Raw genomic sequence first — 18,973 nt, 5'->3', positions numbered from 1 at the left:
ATGGATCAGCGCAAGCCACAGCCCGGTGAGTTCTACATCTTGAGGCCGGATGCTACCCGTAGCGGCAAGGGGCATGGCGTCGAGTTCGTGAACGAGAAGCGTCTTCTGACGCCGCCTCGTCTGATTCTCCGGCCACGAGCGGGTGGCTTCCCACCCTTGGCGGAGGTTCCTCTTCTGAGGCATGACTCGAAGTTGGGTGTGCCGCCGGAGGACTTGGAAGGCGGAATGAGTGGGTATTGGTTGGTCTCGGATCGACTGAAGTCCGTCCTGACAGCCGTTGATCCGACCGGATTCGCCTTCCAGGCGTGCGATTACAGACTTGCCGATGGAAGAACGGGGCCCGCGTACAGTTTGTGCGACGTTGTCAGGACGTTGGATGCGCTGAACGAGGAGGCGTCGCAGGTCCACGTTGAGATAAGCGATGAGTTCCCAGAGGGTAAGTACTACAACCTGATCGGAGCAAGCGTGGCGTTTCACGAGGATCGATTAGCCAATGCTCATGTCTTCAGGACGCCGTACTCAGGTCAGTTTGTGTTCTGCGACAGAATCATGCGCGATGCCATCCTGGATGCGGGCATGGGGCTAGAGTCTGCGTCGCGTGGCGTATGGTTGACGGATGCATATGACATTTGAGCTTGGCATAGGTGACCTTGTCTTCACCTTAGGGTAGATGTTCCATTACGCAAACGGAGTTGGGGTTTAGTGCACATGTCAGGAACCTTCACACAGTCCACGCCCCGGCCGGGTGAGTTCTACCTGTTCGGTCCGGAGATGGAAAGTGGCAGAACCACGTCCGGCGTGGCATTTGATAACCTTAGTCGTTTGCTGAGCTCGCCTCGTCTAGTGCTTCGTCCTGAACTAGGCGGTTTCCCGCCGCTTGCTGAGCAGCCACAACTCACTGTTGATTTCCGGCTAGGTAATATGCCTCGAGATTTGGAAGGCGGGTTCAGTGGCTACTGGCTCGTGTCTGAGCGCCTGAAGGATGTCATGCTCGAAGCGGATCCCTCGGCGTTCGAATTCGTCGAATGTGACACTCGTTTCGCCGATGGAACCAAGGCACCTCGGTACTACTTGTGTGATGTCGTGCGGGTGCTCGATGCGCTCGACGAGGCCGGTTCAACCCTGGGCATTGAGGTCGATGAGGAGTTCGTCAATGGTAAGTTCTACTCGCTTGGCGGCGGGGCAAGGCTCACGTTTAGAACAGATGCGTTAGCTGGTGTGCATGTTTTCATGACCCCGTACAGCTACTTCGTTGTTTGTGACCGATTGTTCATGGATGCAGTCCATGGAACTGGGGTTTCTGACGACCCCGAGGAGAGCGGCATCTCCTTCATCGACGCAAGCGATGTCTGAGGATACACGCCAGGAGGCGAAGCGGCGCCACGCCCCAGTATGGGCGATGAGGTGTTGGCGGTGTAGTGCCGAGCTCAGGTCGGACCGCTGTCGACCTCGAAAGGGGACGTTTGCACTTCAGGTTTTTCTCATCTTCGTCCGGGGGGGGCAAGCCATGTCTGCTCATAGACGATTGAGGGTCAGCTGATGGAGCGTTCTCTTTGACGACCAAGGCTTTAGAATCACCCTGGACACGGTGGACATTGGCTCATGGAAGATTTTCATGCCCGCAGCGATGAATCTCAATTTTTTGCAGTTGCCAAGGAGCCAAGTGGTATGACCGAGAAGAGTGAAGCCAGACGGGGTGAGTACTTTGTACTCATGCCAGACACCCGCCGAGGCGGCCGTGGGCACGGGGTTGTGTTCTCGAACGTAGAACGGTTGCTTCACCCCCCTCGCCGCATTCTTCGCCCGGCCGAGGGCGGATTTCCTGTGCTCACAGAGAAGCCGCAGTTGAGGCTCGAGCCGGGCGTTGGGGATCCGCCTGAGGACCTCGAAGGCGGAATGAGCGGCTATTGGCTGGTGTCCGAGCGCCTCAAGGATGGCTTTGAAAGCGTCGATCCGGATGGCTTCGAGTTCGTCGAATGCGAGTACATCTTGCAGGATGGATCCGTTGGTCCGCGCTACTTTCTGTGCGATATCACTCGAAAGATTGATGCCCTTGATGAGGGGGTGTCGAAGCTGAACATCAAGCGAAGTGATGAGTATCCGGGAGGCAAGTACTACAACCTTGGCGGTGGTGTCAGCTTGGCATTCCGACCAGAGGCTGTTGGTGATGCGCACGTGTTTCGTACGCCATACTCGGGGAACGTGGTGTTCTCTGACGCGAAGCTTAGGGCCGCAGTGATTGGCGCTGGTATGGGGCAAGGATCGGCGTCAAGTGGCGTGTGGTTTGAAGACGCCTCGGACTACTGACAGGCTGAAGACACTGGACATTGTTTTAGGAAAGCAGAAGCAGTCATTGGTGCTTATGGGTTAGGCGTTTCCTTGCGAAAACGGAGTTGATGAGTTCTAAGCATGTCGAGATACATCCAGCATCCAGAAAAGTTCTTCCTGCTTGAGCCTGATAGCACCAGAGGTGGTAGGGGGCACGGCGTGGTGTTTGAGAATGTCCAGAAGCTCCGGACGCAGGCGAGGCTGATTCTGCGTCCCCGCGAAGGAGGATTTCCGAAGATGTCGGAAACCCCTCTTCTCGTGTACTCGGAGAAGAAAGGTGATCCGCCGCAAGACCTGGAGGGCGGCATGAGCGGCTACTGGCTGGTTTCCGAGCGGTTGAAGAACGTGTTCGAAAGGGTTGACCCAGAGGGGTTCGAGTTTGCCGCTTGCGATTATCGCTTGGAGGATGGTTCTGCTGGACCTCATTACTTCCTGTGCGACGTGGTTAGGGTCCTAGATGCCGTTGACGAAGGGTCGTCAATGCTCACGGTTGAAGTGAGTGAAGAGTTCCCTGCTGGAAGGTTCTATGACTTGACTGGTGGGTCGAGCTTGGTATTCCTGAATGAAGTTGTCGGCGAAGCGCATGTCTTTAGAACGCCGTACTCGGGGGATCTCGTTGTTTGCGATCAAGTTCTGCGCGATGCGGTTGTGAAGGCGGGAATTTGCGGAGGACTGCGATCAAATGGGCTGTGGTTTACGGATGCTGCGGACATATGAGATGGGGACGGTGACTTCATGACGCAGACGCAGAGCGAGACGCAACAGAATCAGTTCTACCTGTTGCTGCCCGATTCAACGCGCGGCGGAAAAGGGCACGGTGTTGCCTTTGAGAACCTCAAGGAACTTCGGGGTGGTCCGCGCTTGGTGCTTCGACCAAAGGATGGTGGATTCCCCGCGCTTTCTGCCAAGCCGAAGTTGGTCTACGAGCCAGGGAGGGGAGTCACTCCTCAAGATCTTGAAGGGGGCATGAGCGGGTACTGGTTGGTTTCTGAGCGACTCAAGAGCGTCATGATCGGTACAGATCCAGACGCTTTCGAGTTCGTAGAATGCGACTTCTACCTTGCCGATGGTACCGAAGGACCTCGCTACTACTTGTGCGACGTGGTGCGCACGGTTGATGCCGTGGACGAGAGTGCGTCGAAGCTCAATGTGCTGGTTGGGGATGAGTATTCCGCTGGAAAGCACTACCGACTCACGGGCGGTGCGAGTCTGGTTTTCAAGAATGATGTTGTGGGAGACGCACTGGTCTTCCGGACTCCATTTTCCGGAGACTTGGTGTTCTGTTCCCGGCGTTTCAGAGATGCGGTGCGGGCGGCAGGTATTGGAAGTCCCAAGGATTCTCGGGGTCTGTGGTTCACGGCTGTTGATGATCTCTGATGGTTTCAGATGCAGGGTTCGGTCCTCTGAGGTTGCTCAATGGCGCTGGGCACTGACCCGGGGTCCCTGGCGCATGAGGGCGGCCGCCGGTGCCAATTCGGACTTTTCCGATAGTCCCGTTATTGATTGGATGGCAGCCTATGTCCTATTTGAACTCGGATGAGGTGGCGCTATCCTTACCTTGGGATGGATGTTCCTTTGCGCAAACGGAGTTGGGGTGTAGCACTCATGTCAGGGGCCTTCTCAGAGTCAAAAGCCAAGCCGGGTCAATTTTTCAGGCTGCGGCCTGATGCCAGGTGCCGAGGCCCAGGTCATGGTGTGCTCTTTGAGAATGAGCAGGATCTAGTTGCGCCTCCGCGTCTCTCTTTGCGGCCGAAAGGAGGCGGGTTCCCATCTCTCCCAAGTGTTCCAAGACTTGTCCATGTACCTGCAAATGGGCCGCTCCCTGAGGATTTGGAAGGTGGCTTCAGCGGGTACTGGCTGGTTTCGGAGCGACTCAAGCATGTGATGCAGAGCGTTGACCCGGATGCGTTTGCGTTTACTGAAACGGACTACCGTTTGGCGGATGGATCGATAGGGCCTGCAATGTTTCTGTGTGATGTTGTTAGAACCGTCGATGCGCTAGATGAGATGGCATCTGAAGTGCTCATTGAGGTCAGCGATGACTTTGAGGCTGGCAAGTACTACGACCTGGCCGGAGGTGCCAAATTGGCATTCAGGAAGGACGCTCTCGGGTCGGCCCATGTCTTCAAGCTTCCTTTCAATGGTGCGGTGTTTTGCGACCGGACGTTCAAGGATGCTGTAGAAGCGGCAGGGATATCTGGGCCCGACTCATCAGGTGGGCTTTGGTTCTCTGACGCCGTGAGTAGTTGAGGCGCCAGCGTCTCAAAGGAGCAACCCAGTATGGATTCAAAGAATGCACCCGCAGCCGGGCAGTACTTCATGCTTCAACCTGATGCCCGTCGAGGCGGTGCCGGACACGGCGTCGTCTTTGAGAATCGCAAGGAGCTTCTGACTCCACCGCGTCGGATTCTAAGGCCTGACGCTGGCGGCTTTCCAGAACTTGCCCAAACTCCTCGACTGGTCTACAGCCCGAAGCAAGGAGCGCTTCCCCAAGACCTGGAAGGCGGATTCAGCGGGTATTGGCTCGTCTCGGAAAGGCTGCGCAATGTCATGATGGCGGTGGATGCCAGCGCGTTCGAGTTCGTGGAAGCTGACTATCGCCTGGCTGACGGATCGGTTGGCGAGCGGCGTTTCCTGTGCGACTTCGTTCGGGAACTGGATGCGCTCGATGAGGAAGCGTCAACGCTCGAGATTGAACGCAGCGATGAGTTCGTTGGGGGGAAGTACTACAACCTGCTTGGAAACATCCAACTTTCCTTCAGGAAGGAGGTTCTTGGAGATGCTCACGTGTTCAGGCTTCCCTTTAGTGGCCTGGTCTTCTGTGATGCGAGATTCAAGTCCGCAGTGGAGAGGGCCGGCATCATCGATGGTGCTCTGTCGAACGGACTGTGGTTCGAGGATCTTGTGAACTTCTGACTGGCGATGCGACTCCGCCGGCATCTGATGGCTCGAGCAGGTCTCGAACTGTGGTTCATGGTTGATCCAGAAGGAAAAACTGCGAGGCGCATGCTCAGGGAATTTTGAGTTGAGCCTGGATCTCGGATCAATCTGATAGTCAGTGGGTATGGAGCATGGCACGGTGGTGGTACTTGAGCTCCATACAGGTACCGCTATCCTTGCCTCCATCGTAGTTGATACTTTTGCACAAACGGAATTGAGGTGCCACATTCATGTCAGATCATAAGTTGCAAGCGGGTCAGCCGGGTGAGTACTACCTGCTTAGGCCAGACGTCACCCGAGGTGGAAAGGGCTTAGGGGTTGAATTTGTCAACGAGGACCGTCTTCGTACTCCTCCTAGGCTGATCTTGAGACCTGAGGGGGGAGGGTTCCCCCCGATGCACGAGACGCCGATCCTTCAGTATGTGCCGAAGCTTGGCCACGCTCCAGAGGATATGGAGGATGGTATGAGCGGCTACTGGCTCGTGTCTGACCGCCTTAAACAGGTTTTCCAATCCGTGGATCCCAGCGGGTTTGAGTTCGTGGAGTGCGAGTACAGATTGCCTGACGGAAGTGAGGGCCCGCGCTACCACCTATGTGACGTAGTCCGCACTTTGGATGCGCTCGACGAAAGCGCGTCCAGGTTGACCGTTGAGCATAGTGATGAATTCCCCGAAGGAAAGTTCTACAACTTGCTTGGCGGCGCGAGTCTCAGGTTCCGTAAGGACGTGGTGGACGATTCCCACGTCTTCATCCTTCCATACTCGGGCGACCTCGTGATCTGTGATCGTGCGCTTCGCGATGCGGTCATAGCAGCCGGGATGGGTGTTGAGGGCCGTTCTCGAGGTGTTTGGCTAACCGACGCAGCGGACATCTGACCAGACATGGAAGGATCAGGGAAGTAATGTCACCGAAGGGACCCCTTTTTCAGGATCACCACGTTATCGAACAGCAGACATTCGATAGACCGCTTCTGCGTGCGCTGGTGAAAGCGAAGCTGATTGATAAGGATGCGTTCGGGAACCGCATCTTCATGCCGTACGACAAAGCTCTGGCGGAGAAGCTGGGGGTTTCTCCCCATAGCGGCGGTCCCATAAAGGACTACTTCCAAGGGGTTGATTTGCACCTGAGGAAATTGTCAGCTACGCGCGATGGTCGAGCGGCGTTGGCTGGTGACCCTGAAGCCCTAGGGCGTATCGCACAGCAAGTGAATCATCTGCGCGACACCATGAAGATTGGCCTGGTCAACGGCGATTTGTACACAAACGCTCCGCTGGGACTTGTTGCAAACGACATCAGGCCGGTCACACAGAGCTTCTTCTTGCATTCTGCGGAGTACAGTCCTCACTCGTCTCCGCAGATGTTGGCTCACCAGGGACTAGCTGAAATTGATCATGGCTGGCTCGCTATTGTTAAAAACGAGCCGCGAGTGGTTACAACACTGGAGTACCTGGACGGTTCGGATCGAAACTTGACCAAGGGCGGGGACCTTCAACGTCAGCGTACCGGGCTATCTCTTGCTATCAGCAATGCGCATCACGACGGGCGCATGGTTCTTTCCGAGGAGGGCATTCGCACGGTCGAGCGCACCCTCGGCGAAGAGGCCGGCTACCGCCTGCGCGTCCCCCGCAGCCAGCAAGGCTTCGCCACCATGGACATGCTCCTCGGCGAGGCCTCCGTCGGCCGCCTGGCGCGGGTAGGTGGGCTAGCCGGCACCGGTGCCGACGCCATCATCACCGCTCGACGCGCCGGCGAACTGTTGGGAGAGGGCAACGCGGCAGCGGCCCAGTCCGAGTTCAATCATGCGGTCGCCCGCAATGGCGGCGGCTGGCTGGGGGGTGCCGGCATGGCCGCACTGGTCGGCACCTCCGGCTTTGCGCCGGTCACGCTGGTGGCGTTGGATGCGTTGTTCGTGGCCAAGTCCTTCGAGCATGGCGCGGATCTGCTGGATAACCGCGCCGTTTTTCATCAGAAGGACAAGGACGGTGTGGCGTGGGAGTTCAACGGCCGCAACTGGGTGCGCGACGGGGAGCTGGAGCGGCGCACGGACGGCATCGGCAATCCGGTCGAGCAGAAGATCGGGGCCAGCTATGAAAAGGCTTGCGAGCTCAATGCTAAAGCCAGCGCCAAGGCGGTGGAGCTGGCGCTGGGCAAGGTGCCTGCGCCGCAGAACCCGTTCAGCCTGCCGGCCAAGGCCGGCGACCAGCATGGCCTGGACAACCCCAACTGGCACCGGGAGCCCAATAGCGAGCAATGGGTGCGGGTGGTCAAGACCGGTGTAACCGGAGTCAATGACCGAGGCGTCTACACGTCTGAAGTCGCCTCGCTGGAGCGCGCTAGGGAACTGAACCAGGAAGCGTTGGGCCGGATTGAAAGCAACATCGCAAATGGCCGGGAGGCGGTGGCGGCCGCTTACATCCAGGACCATGCCGCTCTGAGGTCCGGCAGGTTTGTTCCGCAGTATCCGGACGCGGTGCTGATGGCACGCGCCCAACCGGATGCCGTTCGCGGTTCGGACAACAACCTGTATTACCGCGATGCTTCTGGTGTGTGGTCACATGAGGGCGCGCTTGCGGCCGGCAATATGGCGCTGGAACTGGAGTTGACTCGTTCCCTGCGCCAGCCGGTGATGGAGCAGGACCAGCAGATGCTGGCGCAGCTGCAGGCGCTGCCGCCGCCGACGGCCGCGCAGGAGAACCAGAACGAGATTTTGCATCGCTACCAGTCCTACGACGTGCGCGTGCCGCAGGAATGGTTGCCGGCCATTGAGCTGGCAACATCCCGCACGCTGCAGGCCCATGGCATCTCCGGGCCCACCGTGGGTGAGCCGCAGCGCAGCGAACTGGGGCTGCTGGATTTCCGCGCTGGCATGATTCATTACCAGACCGGCGCGGATGGCATTGCGCGTCAGGTTGCGGTGACCACCCCAGCGGACCTGCAGAAGGCGTATCAGGATCTGCAGGGGCCGCAGCAGGAGCGCCCGATCCAGAATGCGCCGGAGTTGAGCATTAAGGCGTTGACGCCGCAGCAGGCGGAAGCGCATGAGCAGGCCCTGCGCGAAGCCAACCGGCAGGGGCTGTCGCTTGAGCAGGCGGAGCAGGTGGCTATGTTGGCCGCCGTGCAGGTGAATGTCCGGGAGGTGGGGGCGCATACGGATGCGATTCAGGTGTCCGAGCAGTTCAGCCACGCAGGGCGTGGCTCTACGGCCAATCCTGAGCCAGTTTTGCCAGCACCAACCATTCCGGTCGTAGAGCCACGCCCTGCGTGGCTGAACAACCCCGACCCGCGCGACAACGCACAAGATCAGCTCCAGCAGCGCGAACACACCGACGCTCGCGCAGAAGAAGCTCGCGCGCAGCAGGAAGCCGCCGCCGTACAGCACCCCCCAAGCGAGCGTGAGCCAGTTGCCGGCCATCAAGTCGAGCCGAGTGCACCTACGCCCGCTGAGATCCCCGATCCATCACGCAGGGTCGAGCCAAGCTCAGAGTCTGCTCCGGCCCCAATCCTCCATCCCAGCGAGGCCACCACCCCGCAGGCCGCCGCACCGGTGAGCGGGCTTCCGGAGGCGCGGATCCTCGACGCTGTGCCGCCTGCCATCGTGCCAGACGCACCTGACAGTGTGGGCAACGACGATCACCCCATGCTGCTCGCATCCCAGTTGCCGATCTTCGAAGCCCCGGAGCAGCAAATCCAGCCGCCAACGCAGCCAGTGCACGGCGCGAGCGAGGTGCAGGCATCACCTGCTGAGCGTGCCCCCGTCACAGCAGAACCGGCAGAGCCGATAACACCGGCAGAACCTGCAGAGCCTGCCGCTCCAGCTCGGCTGGAACCCAGCGACCCGCAGCACCCCGCCCATCCCCTGTACCGCCAAGTCCGCGAACAAGTGGAAAAACTGGATGAAAGCTTGGGCCGTGGCTACGACGACACCAGCGAACGCCTGACCGAGAGCCTGATGGTGCTGGCGAAGGAGCGCGGTCTGGAGCGCGTGGACCATGTGGTGCTGAGCAACCCCGTAGGTGACAAGGGGGCGGGATACTACGTGTTCGTGGTCCAGGGCGAATTGGACAACCCCGCCCACCGCCGCGCAGCGATGCCCACCGCAGAGGCGTTGCAGACGCCGCACGAAGAAACCTTGCAGCGGTTGGATGTGCTGCTGGAGCGCGACGCCCAGCAGGAGCAGCAGGCCACCTTGCAGCGCCAGCAGGATATGGAGCGGATCAATGAAGAGCACGTCAGAACGATAGTCATGGGTGGTGGCGGAGGCGGTGGTGGTGGCGGATGACGGAGATGTTGGGATCAGGCGTTCTCTGGTTCTTGAGCAATAGGTCGATGTTCATCCAGGCCTGACGCGGCAGGCGCTACGTTGCCCTCAACCCCCAACGTAGTGCTTCAGGCCATGACCACCGAAAAGCAACCCGGCAAACAGGAAGGCGTCAAGGAATCCCAGCAGGACCGCAAGCAGGACGATGTGGCCAAGAGCCGCCCCGCCCAGACCGACCAGCAGATTCATGACGCCAACACCAAACGTCCCCCCAGCAAACCCACCCGGTAGAGTCGTCGACAGACGACTGCCTATACCGGTGATCAGCGCAGCGAACGCATCTACTTCACCGCAAGTGGCGCACTGACCCGCCATCACCCCTCCATGCCACAATCCCCTCAACAACACTGTTGAGGGGCAGTACGTTGATCAAGCCGATTCTTGTCGCGTTTCTAGCCGTCACAGCGGCCCTGTCCACCAACGCGTACGCACAGGCACCAGCACCCACCAGCCGCTCCGAGGCGACGAAGATCGTCGCCGACATCCGCAAAGTAGTGGCCGACAACGGAATCGAACGTCTGGAAGCGGTCCGCATCGGGGGTATCGACCAATGGGTCTCCATTCGCGGCAACGACCCACGCAATCCGGTACTGCTGATGCTCCACGGCGGCCCCGGCTGGGTGGCGATGCCGACCAGCTGGTACTTCCAACGCGGCTGGGAGGAATACTTCACGGTAGTGCAGTGGGACCAGCGCGGTGCGGGCAAGACTTACGCAGCCAATGATCCAGCGCTCGTCGCCCCGACCATGACCCGCGAACGGATGATCGCCGACACCGAGGAGATGGTGGCCTGGCTGCGCAAGGAGTTCGGCAAGGACAAGGTCTTCGTCGTAGGCCATTCCTGGGGCAGCTACCTGGGTTTGGAACTGGCGCAGCGTCGCCCTGAATGGCTGCATGCCTATGTAGGCATCGGCCAGATATCCAACGCACCGGAAAGCGAACGTCGCGGCTATGTGTGGACCCTGCAGCAGGCCAAGGCCGCTGGCAACGCCGAAGCGGTCGCCGAGCTGGAGGCGCTGGCTCCATATGCGCAGGGTAATGAACCTGTGCCGCTGGAGAAGCTGTTCAAGCAGCGCAAGTGGCTCAACGAGTACGGCGGCATGGTGCACAACCGGACCGGGGGAAGTGCTGAGGCCGCCGCCATCCGCTTGTCACCGGAGTACACCGACGACGACCTCGCCAAGGTGTGGAAGGCCAATGACTTCTCGACGCGGCATCTGTTGAGCGAGGTGCTGACGCTGGACATGAGCCGCGTGCACCAGCTGAAGACGCCTTTGTTCCTGTTCCTCGGTCGTCACGACTACAACGTGTCGTCCGAGCTGGCAGCCGAATGGTTCACGCAGGTGGAGGCACCGGCCAAGCAGCTGGTGTGGTTCGAGCAGTCCGCGCATGAGCTGATGATTGAAGAGCCCGGCAAGACGCTGCTGACGCTGGTGCAGCAGGTCAGGCCGATTGCCGAGCGGGCGGGGGATGTGCCGTAGCGCGGCTCGCTGGCGCTGCTTGGGTAGCGTTGGTCGATAGACGACGACCGATACCAATGATCCGCGCTTTAACGTCGCGCACCCGGACGGAATTGCGTTTATCTCGATCACGCCGATGCGTTCGTCGCGCCGATCACCGTTATCGGCCGTCGTCTATCGACCGACGCTACCAAGGCGAATTTCCGCCGACGCCACGCATTTCAGGGGCGAGTAGCGTCGCACGACGCAAGTTTTGCTGGTGACGTTACGTAGAGCCGGGCTTGCCCGGCTGCTTGAACCATGGCGAATCCTGAGAGGCTAACTGTGCACAGGCGTCGCGTCTGGCCCGGTCTCCCGCCAGTTGAATCCGTCTACCAAGCGGAGTCGTTAGCTACAGAAGCTTAAGGAAGTCGCCATTGGCCTTCGGTGTCACGTCGCAACTGCGGCGCGATGGCGCGCGAAGCATGCGCCAGTCGAAATCGACACCCGACCGAAACTGCGATGATTCAGCGGCGGATACCGCAATCATTGGCTACGCAACGCGAAGGAGCTCGACAATGCCGAAGAATGAAAACGAATTGGCAATTCGCGATGGTCAACGTGACCTGGGTGCAGAACTGTTGGAGGCGGTGCGTGCCTTCAAGGATGGACGGATTGGAAAGGTGCACATGATGCGATTGGCGGAGGAGGGCGACGCCATCGATCGAGTGAGCTTCACTTTGTCGGGTGACGAGTTCCAGCAATTTGTCGACCACCTTGATGCGCCGTTGGAGCGCAATCCCGGGCTTGAGCGGTTGGTCAGGCTTATCCCTGTGTGGGATAAAGCGCGAGAGAAGGCGTAGTCAGCGCAGCAGCCCGGTGGGGCGGGCAATGCGAGGGTGGGGTGGCGATGTGCTTCGGCGAGGTTTCTGCGTTCGCCGTGCCGATCACCGTTATCGGCCGTCGTCTTGCGACCGACGCTACCAAGGCGGGCATCCGCGTGCATCCATGTGCAAACGCGTGCAGCGGTGCACGTCCGCGCGCATCGCAGATTTCGGGCACCGGGAGCATTGAACGAAGGAGGTGTTCCGAACCCAGGCGTCGGCACCTCCATCCCCAAAAGCAGAACGCCACCCGAAGGTGGCGTTCTGTTGTAGAGCCGGGCTTGCCCGGCTGCTTGAATAGTGGTGGAGCCAAGGAGGATCGAACTCCTGACCTCGTCATTGCGAACGACGCGCTCTCCCAGCTGAGCTATGGCCCCACGAAGTACTGCTTCGCAGGCACCGCCTTGCGATGACTGGAGTGTAGCGCCGTGAAGGCCCGCCTGCCAAGCGCGGCAGGGTGACGCAGGCGGTCGATGCCTCAAAAATGAGAAAACGTTTCCATAAATTTATTGATGGAGCGCCGGAGGCGGCAGCACGGGTGTGATCTTTAGTTATTTCCGAACTTTTCTGAACGACCGGGTTGGTTTGTGAACGCGGATATCGATCTAAATACAATGAAATCAATAAGATAGCGTTTGTGTCTATACGTTAATTTCTGGCGAAAAATACGTAAAGCGGACCGAAGTGGTGCCGATAAGAAGTGTGACGCATCTCTCACACCCACTTTTTCGAGTCCCGACGATGACGACCCGTGCCGCCACCGTTTTCTCAACCTCCATCGGCGCGCGCCTTGCGCTGCTGATGGGCGTGATCACCACCTTGGCCTTTGTAATCCTGGCCGTGCTGATCTATCGCCAGGCTGCCACCAGCTACCAGCAACGCGTCGAGGCAGGTCTGCAGTCCTCCACCGACCTGATGCGCGATTCGGTCGAGCTGTACGACCGCAGCCTCAGCGAAAGCACCGAGCGCATGGCCGGCACCTTCCGCGCGATGCTGCCGGCAGGCGACATCACCGTGGACGCGACCAAGCCGGTCACCGTCGGCGAACGCGCCACCCCCCGCTTGTTGATGGGCACGGACACCCTCAACCTGCAGGAAGGCGTGGTGGACCGCTTCGCTGAAGCCACCGGCGGCGTGGCCACGGTGTTCGTGCGTGATGGCGACGACTTCGTGCGCGTCACCACCTCGCTGCGCAATGCCGAAGGCAACCGCGCCATGGGCACGGTGCTGGACCATGCCAGCCCGGCCTACCCGAAGATGATCGCCGGCGAGTCCTACACCGGTCCGGCGCGTCTGTTCGGCGTCGACTACATGACCCATTACATGCCGCTGAAGGATGCCGCCGGTGAAGTGACCGCGATCGCCTTCATCGGGCAGAACTACACCGACGGCCTGGCCGCCCTGAAGGCCCGCCTGCGCGACTCCAAGCTGGGCAAGGAAGGTCACTTCCTGGCCGTGAACACCCGCGCGGGCGACGACTTCGGCACCCTGGTGGCCGCCTCCAATGGAGAAGGCGAAAAGCTGCCGGCGCTGGTGGACGAAGCGGACAAGCCGCAGCTGGAAGCGCTGCTGGCCGGTACCGCCAGCCAGGCCACCCTGCACCTGCGCCCCAGCAAGGACGCACCGGCCCAGGCCTACTTCGTTACCGCGCAGACCTACGGCCCGTGGAAGTGGACCGTGCTGGGCCTGGAGCCGACCTCGGTGCTGGCCGCCGTGCTGAACAAGCTGATGCTGCAGACCGCACTTGTCTCCGGCCTGGGCCTGCTGGCCGTCATCGTCGCCCTCATCGTTGTTGTGCGTCGCATGCTGACCGTGCCGCTCGCAGCAGCGGGCCAGGTGGCGCGCGACGTCGCTGCAGGCCGCCTGGATCGCACCATCACGGTGAAGAGCCAGGACGAAGTGGGCCAGCTGATGACCGCGCTGCGCCAGATGCAGGACAAGCTGCGCGAGATCATCGCCGCACAGAATGAAATGAGCGCGCTGCACGCCGAAGGCACCATCAGCCATCGCATCGACGCCAGCGCCTTCGACGGTGAATTCCGTACCATGGTCGAGGGCACCAACGAACTGGTGGATGCTCACATCGCGGTGAAGATGCGCGTGGTGGCGCTGATCGCGCAGTACGCCGAAGGCGACCTGTCGCAGAAGATGGAGCCGCTGCCGGGCGAGAAGGCCCGCATCACAGAAGCCGTGAACGGCGTGCGCGGTCGCCTGCAGGACATCAATGGCGAGATCAAGCGCCTGGTCGATGCGGCGGCCGCCGGCGACTTCAGCGTGCGCGGCGACGTCGATGCGTACCGCCACGATTTCAAGGAAATGGTGCAGGGCCTGAACACCCTGATGATCACCGCCGACCGCAACCTGGCCGCGCTGTCAGGCCTGCTGCGGGCGCTGGCCGAGGGCGACCTGCGCGGCCGCATCGAAGGGCAGTTCCAGGGCGTGTTCGCCACCATGCGTGACGACGCCAATGCCACCGTCGCGCAGCTGACCCGCATTGTCGGCGGCATCCAGCAGGCGGCGGTGTCGGTGGCCACGGCCTCGGCCGAGATCGCGGCTGGCAACGACGACCTGTCGCGCCGTACCGAACAGCAGGCCGCCAGCCTGGAAGAATCGGCGGCGTCGCTGGAAGAACTGACCAGCGCGGTGAAGCAGAACGCCGACCATGCCCGCCGTGCGGATCGTCTGGCTGCTGAAGCCTCCGACGTGGCCGCCCAGGGCGGTGCCGCAGTGGCGCAGGTGGTGCAGACCATGGCGGGTATCGAAGCCTCCTCGCACCGCATCGCCGACATCACCGCAGTGATCGACGGCATTGCCTTCCAGACCAACATCCTGGCCCTGAACGCAGCGGTGGAAGCCGCGCGTGCCGGCGAAGAAGGCCGCGGCTTTGCGGTGGTGGCCTCGGAAGTGCGCGCGCTGGCGCAGCGTTCGGCCAGCGCGGCCAAGGAAATCAAGGGGCTGATCGAGGCCTCGGTGGCCCAGGTGGCCGACGGCAATGAACTGGCCAGCCAGGCGGGGCAGACCCTGCAGCGCGTGGTGGCCTCGGTAAGCGAGCTGGGTGGGCTGATCGAAGAGATCGCCAACGCCAGCCAGGAACAGGCGGCAGGGATCGAGCAGGTCAACCAGAGCATCGTGCAGATGGATGGTGTGACCCAGCAGAACGCTGCCCTCGTCGAGGAGGCTTCGGCCGCTGCGCGTGCTCTCAACGCGCAGTCGTCCGAGCTGCAGCAATCGGTCGGGCAATTCCGCCTGGCCGACGCGCAGCCCGCGCGCAAGGAGCGCGTCGCGGCCTGATCGGGTGCGGTGGCGTCTGTGGTTGGGGAGCTGCAGACGCCACCGCCGGATCTAAGGTCGCCAAATCCGGTAGGTGATCACCGTTGGTGATCACCCTCGGTGAACGAACAGAATCAGCCATTCCGCAACGGGTGGCGAGCGCGCATAATCCGCGCCATTGATCCCGGCCGTCAGCCAGCAGAAACCAAACTGCAACATCCACTTTCCATGATGCCGCAACGTGCAGCCGGGCAAGCCCGGCTCTACGCCGTTCACTGACCGAGACCTTCATGTCTGCCCATCGCGACACCTCCCGTATTGCCTCTTTCCGCATGACCCATTCGCCGCGCCCGCACGCGCTGGCGCTGGCCTGCACCACGCTGCTGGGCCTGAGCGGCACCGCTCTGGCGCAGGACGCCACCCCCACGTCGCTGGACGCGATCACCGTGACCGCCGACCACCGCGAACGCAACCTGCAGGAAGTGCCGGTGTCCGTGGGCGTGGTGCAGGGCGAGAAGATCCGTGACTTCACCGCCGGCGGCGACGACACCCTGCTGGCGCTGTCGGGCAAGGTGCCCAGCTTCTACGCGGAAACCACCACCGGCCGCATCTTCCCGCGCTTCTACATCCGTGGCCTGGGCAACATCGACTTCTACCTGGGTGCCTCGCAGCCGGTGTCGATCATCCAGGACGACGTGGTGCTGGAACACGTGGTGCTGAAGTCCAACCCGGTCTATGACGTGGACCAGATTGAAGTGCTGCGCGGCCCGCAGGGCACGCTGTTCGGCCGCAACACCACCGCCGGCATCGTCAAGTTCGACACCATCAAGCCCAGCCAGGACTACAGCGGCCGCGTGCAGGCCAGCTACGGCAGCTACGGCAGCGTGGCGGTGGACGGCGGCTTCGGCGGCCCGATCAACGACATCGCCTCGTTCCGCGTGTCGGCCCTGTACCAGCACCGCGACGACTACGTGGACAACACCTACACCGGCCCCAGCGCCGATGGCACGGTGAGCCCGCGCAAGAACACCATGGGCGGCTTCGACGACCGCAACGTGCGCGCCCAGCTGCTGCTGCAGCCCAGCGACAACTTCTCGCTGCTGGCCTCGGCCCACGCCCGCGGCTACGACGGCACCTCGACCCTGTTCCTGCGCGGCGCGCTGACCCGTGGCTCGAACAAGACCGACGCGCCGCGCGATTCGGTGGCTTACGACGAAGCCGACAACAACCCGCAGGCGTACAAGACCTACGGCGGTTCGGTGAAGGCCGTGTACGACTTCGGCAACATCTCGCTGACCTCGATCACCGCCTACGAAACCACCTCCGGCTACAGCCGTGGTGACACCGACGGCGGCGCGGCGGCGGACTTCCCGGTCAATGGCGTGGCCAATGGCTACGGCCAGTCGATGGGCCAGATTCGTGACCTCGACCAGTGGACCCAGGAAATCCGCCTGGCCAACGCCGACAGCAACCGCCTGAAGTGGCAGGTCGGCGCATTCTACTTCGACGGCCGCGATACCACCGACTTCTACCAGCGCGCGTGGTTCCTGCAGGGCACCGCCCGCAACCCGAACAACTGGGTGCGCCTGCGCAACACCAACACCTCGTGGGCCGGCTTTGGTCAGGTCAGCTACGACGTGACCGACAAGTTCACCCTGACCGCCGGCCTGCGCCAGACCCGCGACGAGAAGCGCACCCGTCTGCTGAAGACCGCCGACACCGCTGCCGGCGTGGTGACCTACCGTGGCCGCACCGACGTGGAAATGGCCGACACCACCCCCAGCTGGGACGTGAGCGCGATGTACGCGTTCAACCCGCAGGTGAGCGTGTACGCCAAGGTCGCGCGTGGCTTCCGTGGCCCGACCATCCAGGGCCGTTCGGCCGTGTTCAATGCCGACTTCACCACCGCCGACTCGGAAACCATCCTGTCGTGGGAAGCGGGCGTGAAGAGCAGCCTGTGGGACAACCGCCTGCGTCTGAATGCCGCCGCGTTCACCTACACGGTCAACGACATCCAGCTCAACGGCAACGATTCCAACGGCAACGGCGTGCTGTTCAACGCGGACAAGGCCAAGGCCTACGGCGTGGAAGCGGACATGGAGCTGCGCCCGATTCCGAACCTGAGCCTGAGCGCCGGTTTCAGCTGGCTGCACAGCGAAATCCAGGACGACCGCGTGTATGCCCAGGTGTGTGCGCTGAACGGTGCCGTGGTGTGCGATGTGTATGACCCGACCATCAAGGTGGGGGCCAACACCTTTGCGCAGATCAACGGCAACCCGCTGCCGAATGCACCGAAGTACAACCTGAACTTCGCCGCGCGTTACGACATTCCGGTGAACGATGCCGACGTGTTCTTCGTGTCCACCGACTGGAACAAGCAGGGCTATACCAGCTTCGTGCTGTATGACTCGGCCGAGTTCAATTCCAAGGGCAGCTTTGAAGGTGGGTTGAAGCTGGGCTATTCGGGCAACTACGGTGCCTGGGAAGTGGCGGCGTTCGCGCGCAACATCACCAACGAGAAGAATCTGAAGGGTGTGATCGAGAACTACATGGCCGCGGTTTATAACGAACCGCGGACTGTGGGTGTTTCGTTGAATCTGAACTGGTGATTTAAAAGCAAGGCCCCGCTGATGCGGGGCCTTTTTTTTACCTACGCCGGCAACGCCGCCTGCAGGCGCGACTCCAGCTCAGCCTGCCTCCAACCCGCCAGTGCCGCCGGCCACTGCCGGCTTTCCAGATAACTCTCCAGGTGCTTGCGCGAAGCCAGCACGCCATCGGGCAGCCCAAGTTCCGCGGTGCGGGCACTCACCGCATCCTGCAGCTTCTTCAACGCCTGCTTGTTCCCATCATTGGCCGGCAGTGCCAGCGGAGCCTGTGCCTCATCCTCCAACGGCGTCACCAGCGCCTGCCACACCGCACCGAGCAGCTTGCGCGGAGCCTTCGGGAAGCTGTCCATCACCTTGCCCAGCGCCTCCTGGTCGGCAGGCGGGGTGCGTGCCAGCTGCGCGGCCAGTTCGTTGTCCAGGATCCAGCTGCGCGGGCGGTCGCTGCTGCGTGCCTGCACGTCGCGCCAGCGCAGCAGGCGCAACAGGCGCAGCTGTGCAGCGGCATCCATGAACTGCGCCGAGCGCATCGCCACGTGCGGCCAGCGTTCCTCGTCATGCTCCACGCTGGCCAGCAGGCGCTCGGCATCGTCGTCCAACCATTGGCGGCGACCCTGTTCCTGCAGCTTGGCCTCAATCGCGTCATGCAGGGCGAACAGGTACTCCACGTCGTCGGCGGCATACTGCAGCTGTGCGTCCGACAACGGCCGGCGCATCCAGTCCGACCGGGTCTCGCCCTTGGCCAGGGTGACGCCGTTGATTGCGGTGACCAGCTTCTGGTAGCCCATGCCGCCACCAATGCCGGCCAGGGCCGCGCCGATCTGGGTGTCGAACAGCGGGCGCGGCAGCACACCACAGGCCACCTTGAAGGTGACCAGGTCTTCGCTGGCGCTGTGCATGATCTTCAGGATCGAGGTGTCGGCCAGCCATTGGGCCAGTGCTTCGTTCATGCCGGGAATCAACGGGTCGATCAGCAGCACCTCGTCGCCAACGGCCATCTGCACCAGGGCCAGCTGCGGCCAATAGGTGCGTTCACGGATGAATTCGGTGTCCAGGCCGATGCGGGTGGGGCGCTGGCGGAAGCGTTCGTCCAGTTCCGCGGGGGTTTTGATCCAATAGGCCACGTAGGGTTTCCATGCTGCGGGAATGCTCAGGCGGGCAGGATAACGCGCCTGCACCGGCCCGCGCGCC

At 61.6% G+C, this 18,973-nt stretch carries 15 protein-coding genes and 1 tRNA gene; 13 read left to right on the top strand and 3 right to left on the bottom strand.

Features of this window, described 5'->3' with window-relative positions:
- From PDM29_RS00315 to PDM29_RS00275, 9 genes are all read left to right on the top strand, one after another.
- Positions 1-633 (top strand): DUF1629 domain-containing protein, encoded by a 633-nt coding sequence (locus tag PDM29_RS00315; RefSeq protein ID WP_311191933.1) that lies wholly within the window; start codon positions 1-3, stop codon positions 631-633.
- Between the two features lie 75 nt (positions 634-708).
- Positions 709-1,353: a DUF1629 domain-containing protein gene (locus PDM29_RS00310; protein WP_311191932.1), complete on the top strand. Its 645-nt coding sequence runs from the start codon at positions 709-711 to the stop codon at positions 1,351-1,353.
- Between the two features lie 315 nt (positions 1,354-1,668).
- The gene (locus PDM29_RS00305) at positions 1,669-2,307 is read left to right on the top strand and encodes a DUF1629 domain-containing protein (RefSeq protein ID WP_311193856.1); all 639 of its coding nucleotides are present in this window, start codon (positions 1,669-1,671) and stop codon (positions 2,305-2,307) included.
- 102 nt (positions 2,308-2,409) lie between these two features.
- On the top strand, positions 2,410-3,045 hold the full coding sequence (locus PDM29_RS00300) for a DUF1629 domain-containing protein (RefSeq protein ID WP_311191931.1): 636 nt from the start codon (positions 2,410-2,412) through the stop codon (positions 3,043-3,045).
- Between the two features lie 18 nt (positions 3,046-3,063).
- Complete coding sequence (locus PDM29_RS00295) at positions 3,064-3,705, top strand: DUF1629 domain-containing protein (RefSeq protein WP_311191930.1); 642 nt, start codon at positions 3,064-3,066, stop codon at positions 3,703-3,705.
- 228 nt (positions 3,706-3,933) lie between these two features.
- Positions 3,934-4,578, top strand: a complete 645-nt coding sequence (locus PDM29_RS00290; protein ID WP_311191929.1) for a DUF1629 domain-containing protein — start codon at positions 3,934-3,936, stop codon at positions 4,576-4,578.
- Between the two features lie 30 nt (positions 4,579-4,608).
- The gene (locus tag PDM29_RS00285; RefSeq protein ID WP_311191928.1) at positions 4,609-5,244 is read left to right on the top strand and encodes a DUF1629 domain-containing protein; all 636 of its coding nucleotides are present in this window, start codon (positions 4,609-4,611) and stop codon (positions 5,242-5,244) included.
- A gap of 254 nt (positions 5,245-5,498) precedes the next feature.
- Positions 5,499-6,143 (top strand): DUF1629 domain-containing protein, encoded by a 645-nt coding sequence (locus PDM29_RS00280; protein ID WP_311191927.1) that lies wholly within the window; start codon positions 5,499-5,501, stop codon positions 6,141-6,143.
- A gap of 26 nt (positions 6,144-6,169) precedes the next feature.
- A complete protein-coding gene (locus tag PDM29_RS00275; protein ID WP_311191926.1) occupies positions 6,170-9,547 on the top strand; it encodes an XVIPCD domain-containing protein in 3,378 nt (1,125 codons plus the stop codon).
- A gap of 87 nt (positions 9,548-9,634) precedes the next feature.
- Here the strand turns inward: PDM29_RS00275 and PDM29_RS00270 are convergent, their stop codons facing one another.
- Positions 9,635-9,775: a hypothetical protein gene (locus PDM29_RS00270; protein WP_311193866.1), complete on the bottom strand. Its 141-nt coding sequence runs from the start codon at positions 9,773-9,775 to the stop codon at positions 9,635-9,637.
- Between the two features lie 176 nt (positions 9,776-9,951).
- Here PDM29_RS00270 and PDM29_RS00265 point away from each other — a divergent pair, with 176 nt between their 5' ends.
- Positions 9,952-11,067: an alpha/beta fold hydrolase gene (locus PDM29_RS00265; RefSeq protein WP_311191925.1), complete on the top strand. Its 1,116-nt coding sequence runs from the start codon at positions 9,952-9,954 to the stop codon at positions 11,065-11,067.
- 536 nt (positions 11,068-11,603) lie between these two features.
- Positions 11,604-11,888, top strand: coding sequence for a type II toxin -antitoxin system TacA 1-like antitoxin (locus tag PDM29_RS00260; RefSeq protein ID WP_311191924.1), 285 nt, complete (start codon positions 11,604-11,606; stop codon positions 11,886-11,888).
- A gap of 322 nt (positions 11,889-12,210) precedes the next feature.
- Here the strand turns inward: PDM29_RS00260 and PDM29_RS00255 are convergent.
- A tRNA-Ala gene (locus PDM29_RS00255) sits at positions 12,211-12,286 on the bottom strand.
- A gap of 364 nt (positions 12,287-12,650) precedes the next feature.
- Here PDM29_RS00255 and PDM29_RS00250 point away from each other — a divergent pair.
- Together PDM29_RS00250 and PDM29_RS00245 are read left to right on the top strand one after the other, a co-directional pair.
- Entirely contained in the window at positions 12,651-15,200 is a 2,550-nt protein-coding gene (locus PDM29_RS00250) for a Cache 3/Cache 2 fusion domain-containing protein (protein WP_311191923.1), read from the top strand.
- A 311-nt stretch (positions 15,201-15,511) separates the two neighbouring features.
- A complete protein-coding gene (locus tag PDM29_RS00245) occupies positions 15,512-17,788 on the top strand; it encodes a TonB-dependent receptor (RefSeq protein ID WP_311193855.1) in 2,277 nt (758 codons plus the stop codon).
- A gap of 41 nt (positions 17,789-17,829) precedes the next feature.
- Here PDM29_RS00245 and rnd read toward each other — a convergent pair whose 3' ends face one another.
- Complete coding sequence (gene rnd / locus PDM29_RS00240) at positions 17,830-18,906, bottom strand: ribonuclease D (RefSeq protein ID WP_311191922.1); 1,077 nt, start codon at positions 18,904-18,906, stop codon at positions 17,830-17,832.
- Positions 18,907-18,973: the final 67 nt, after the last annotated feature.

Origin of the sequence: Stenotrophomonas oahuensis (assembly GCF_031834595.1) — a bacterium.
GTDB lineage: Bacteria > Pseudomonadota > Gammaproteobacteria > Xanthomonadales > Xanthomonadaceae > Stenotrophomonas > Stenotrophomonas oahuensis.
The sequence above is the reverse complement of the archived record's forward strand: the minus strand, read 5'-3'. Positions and strand labels throughout refer to the sequence as shown.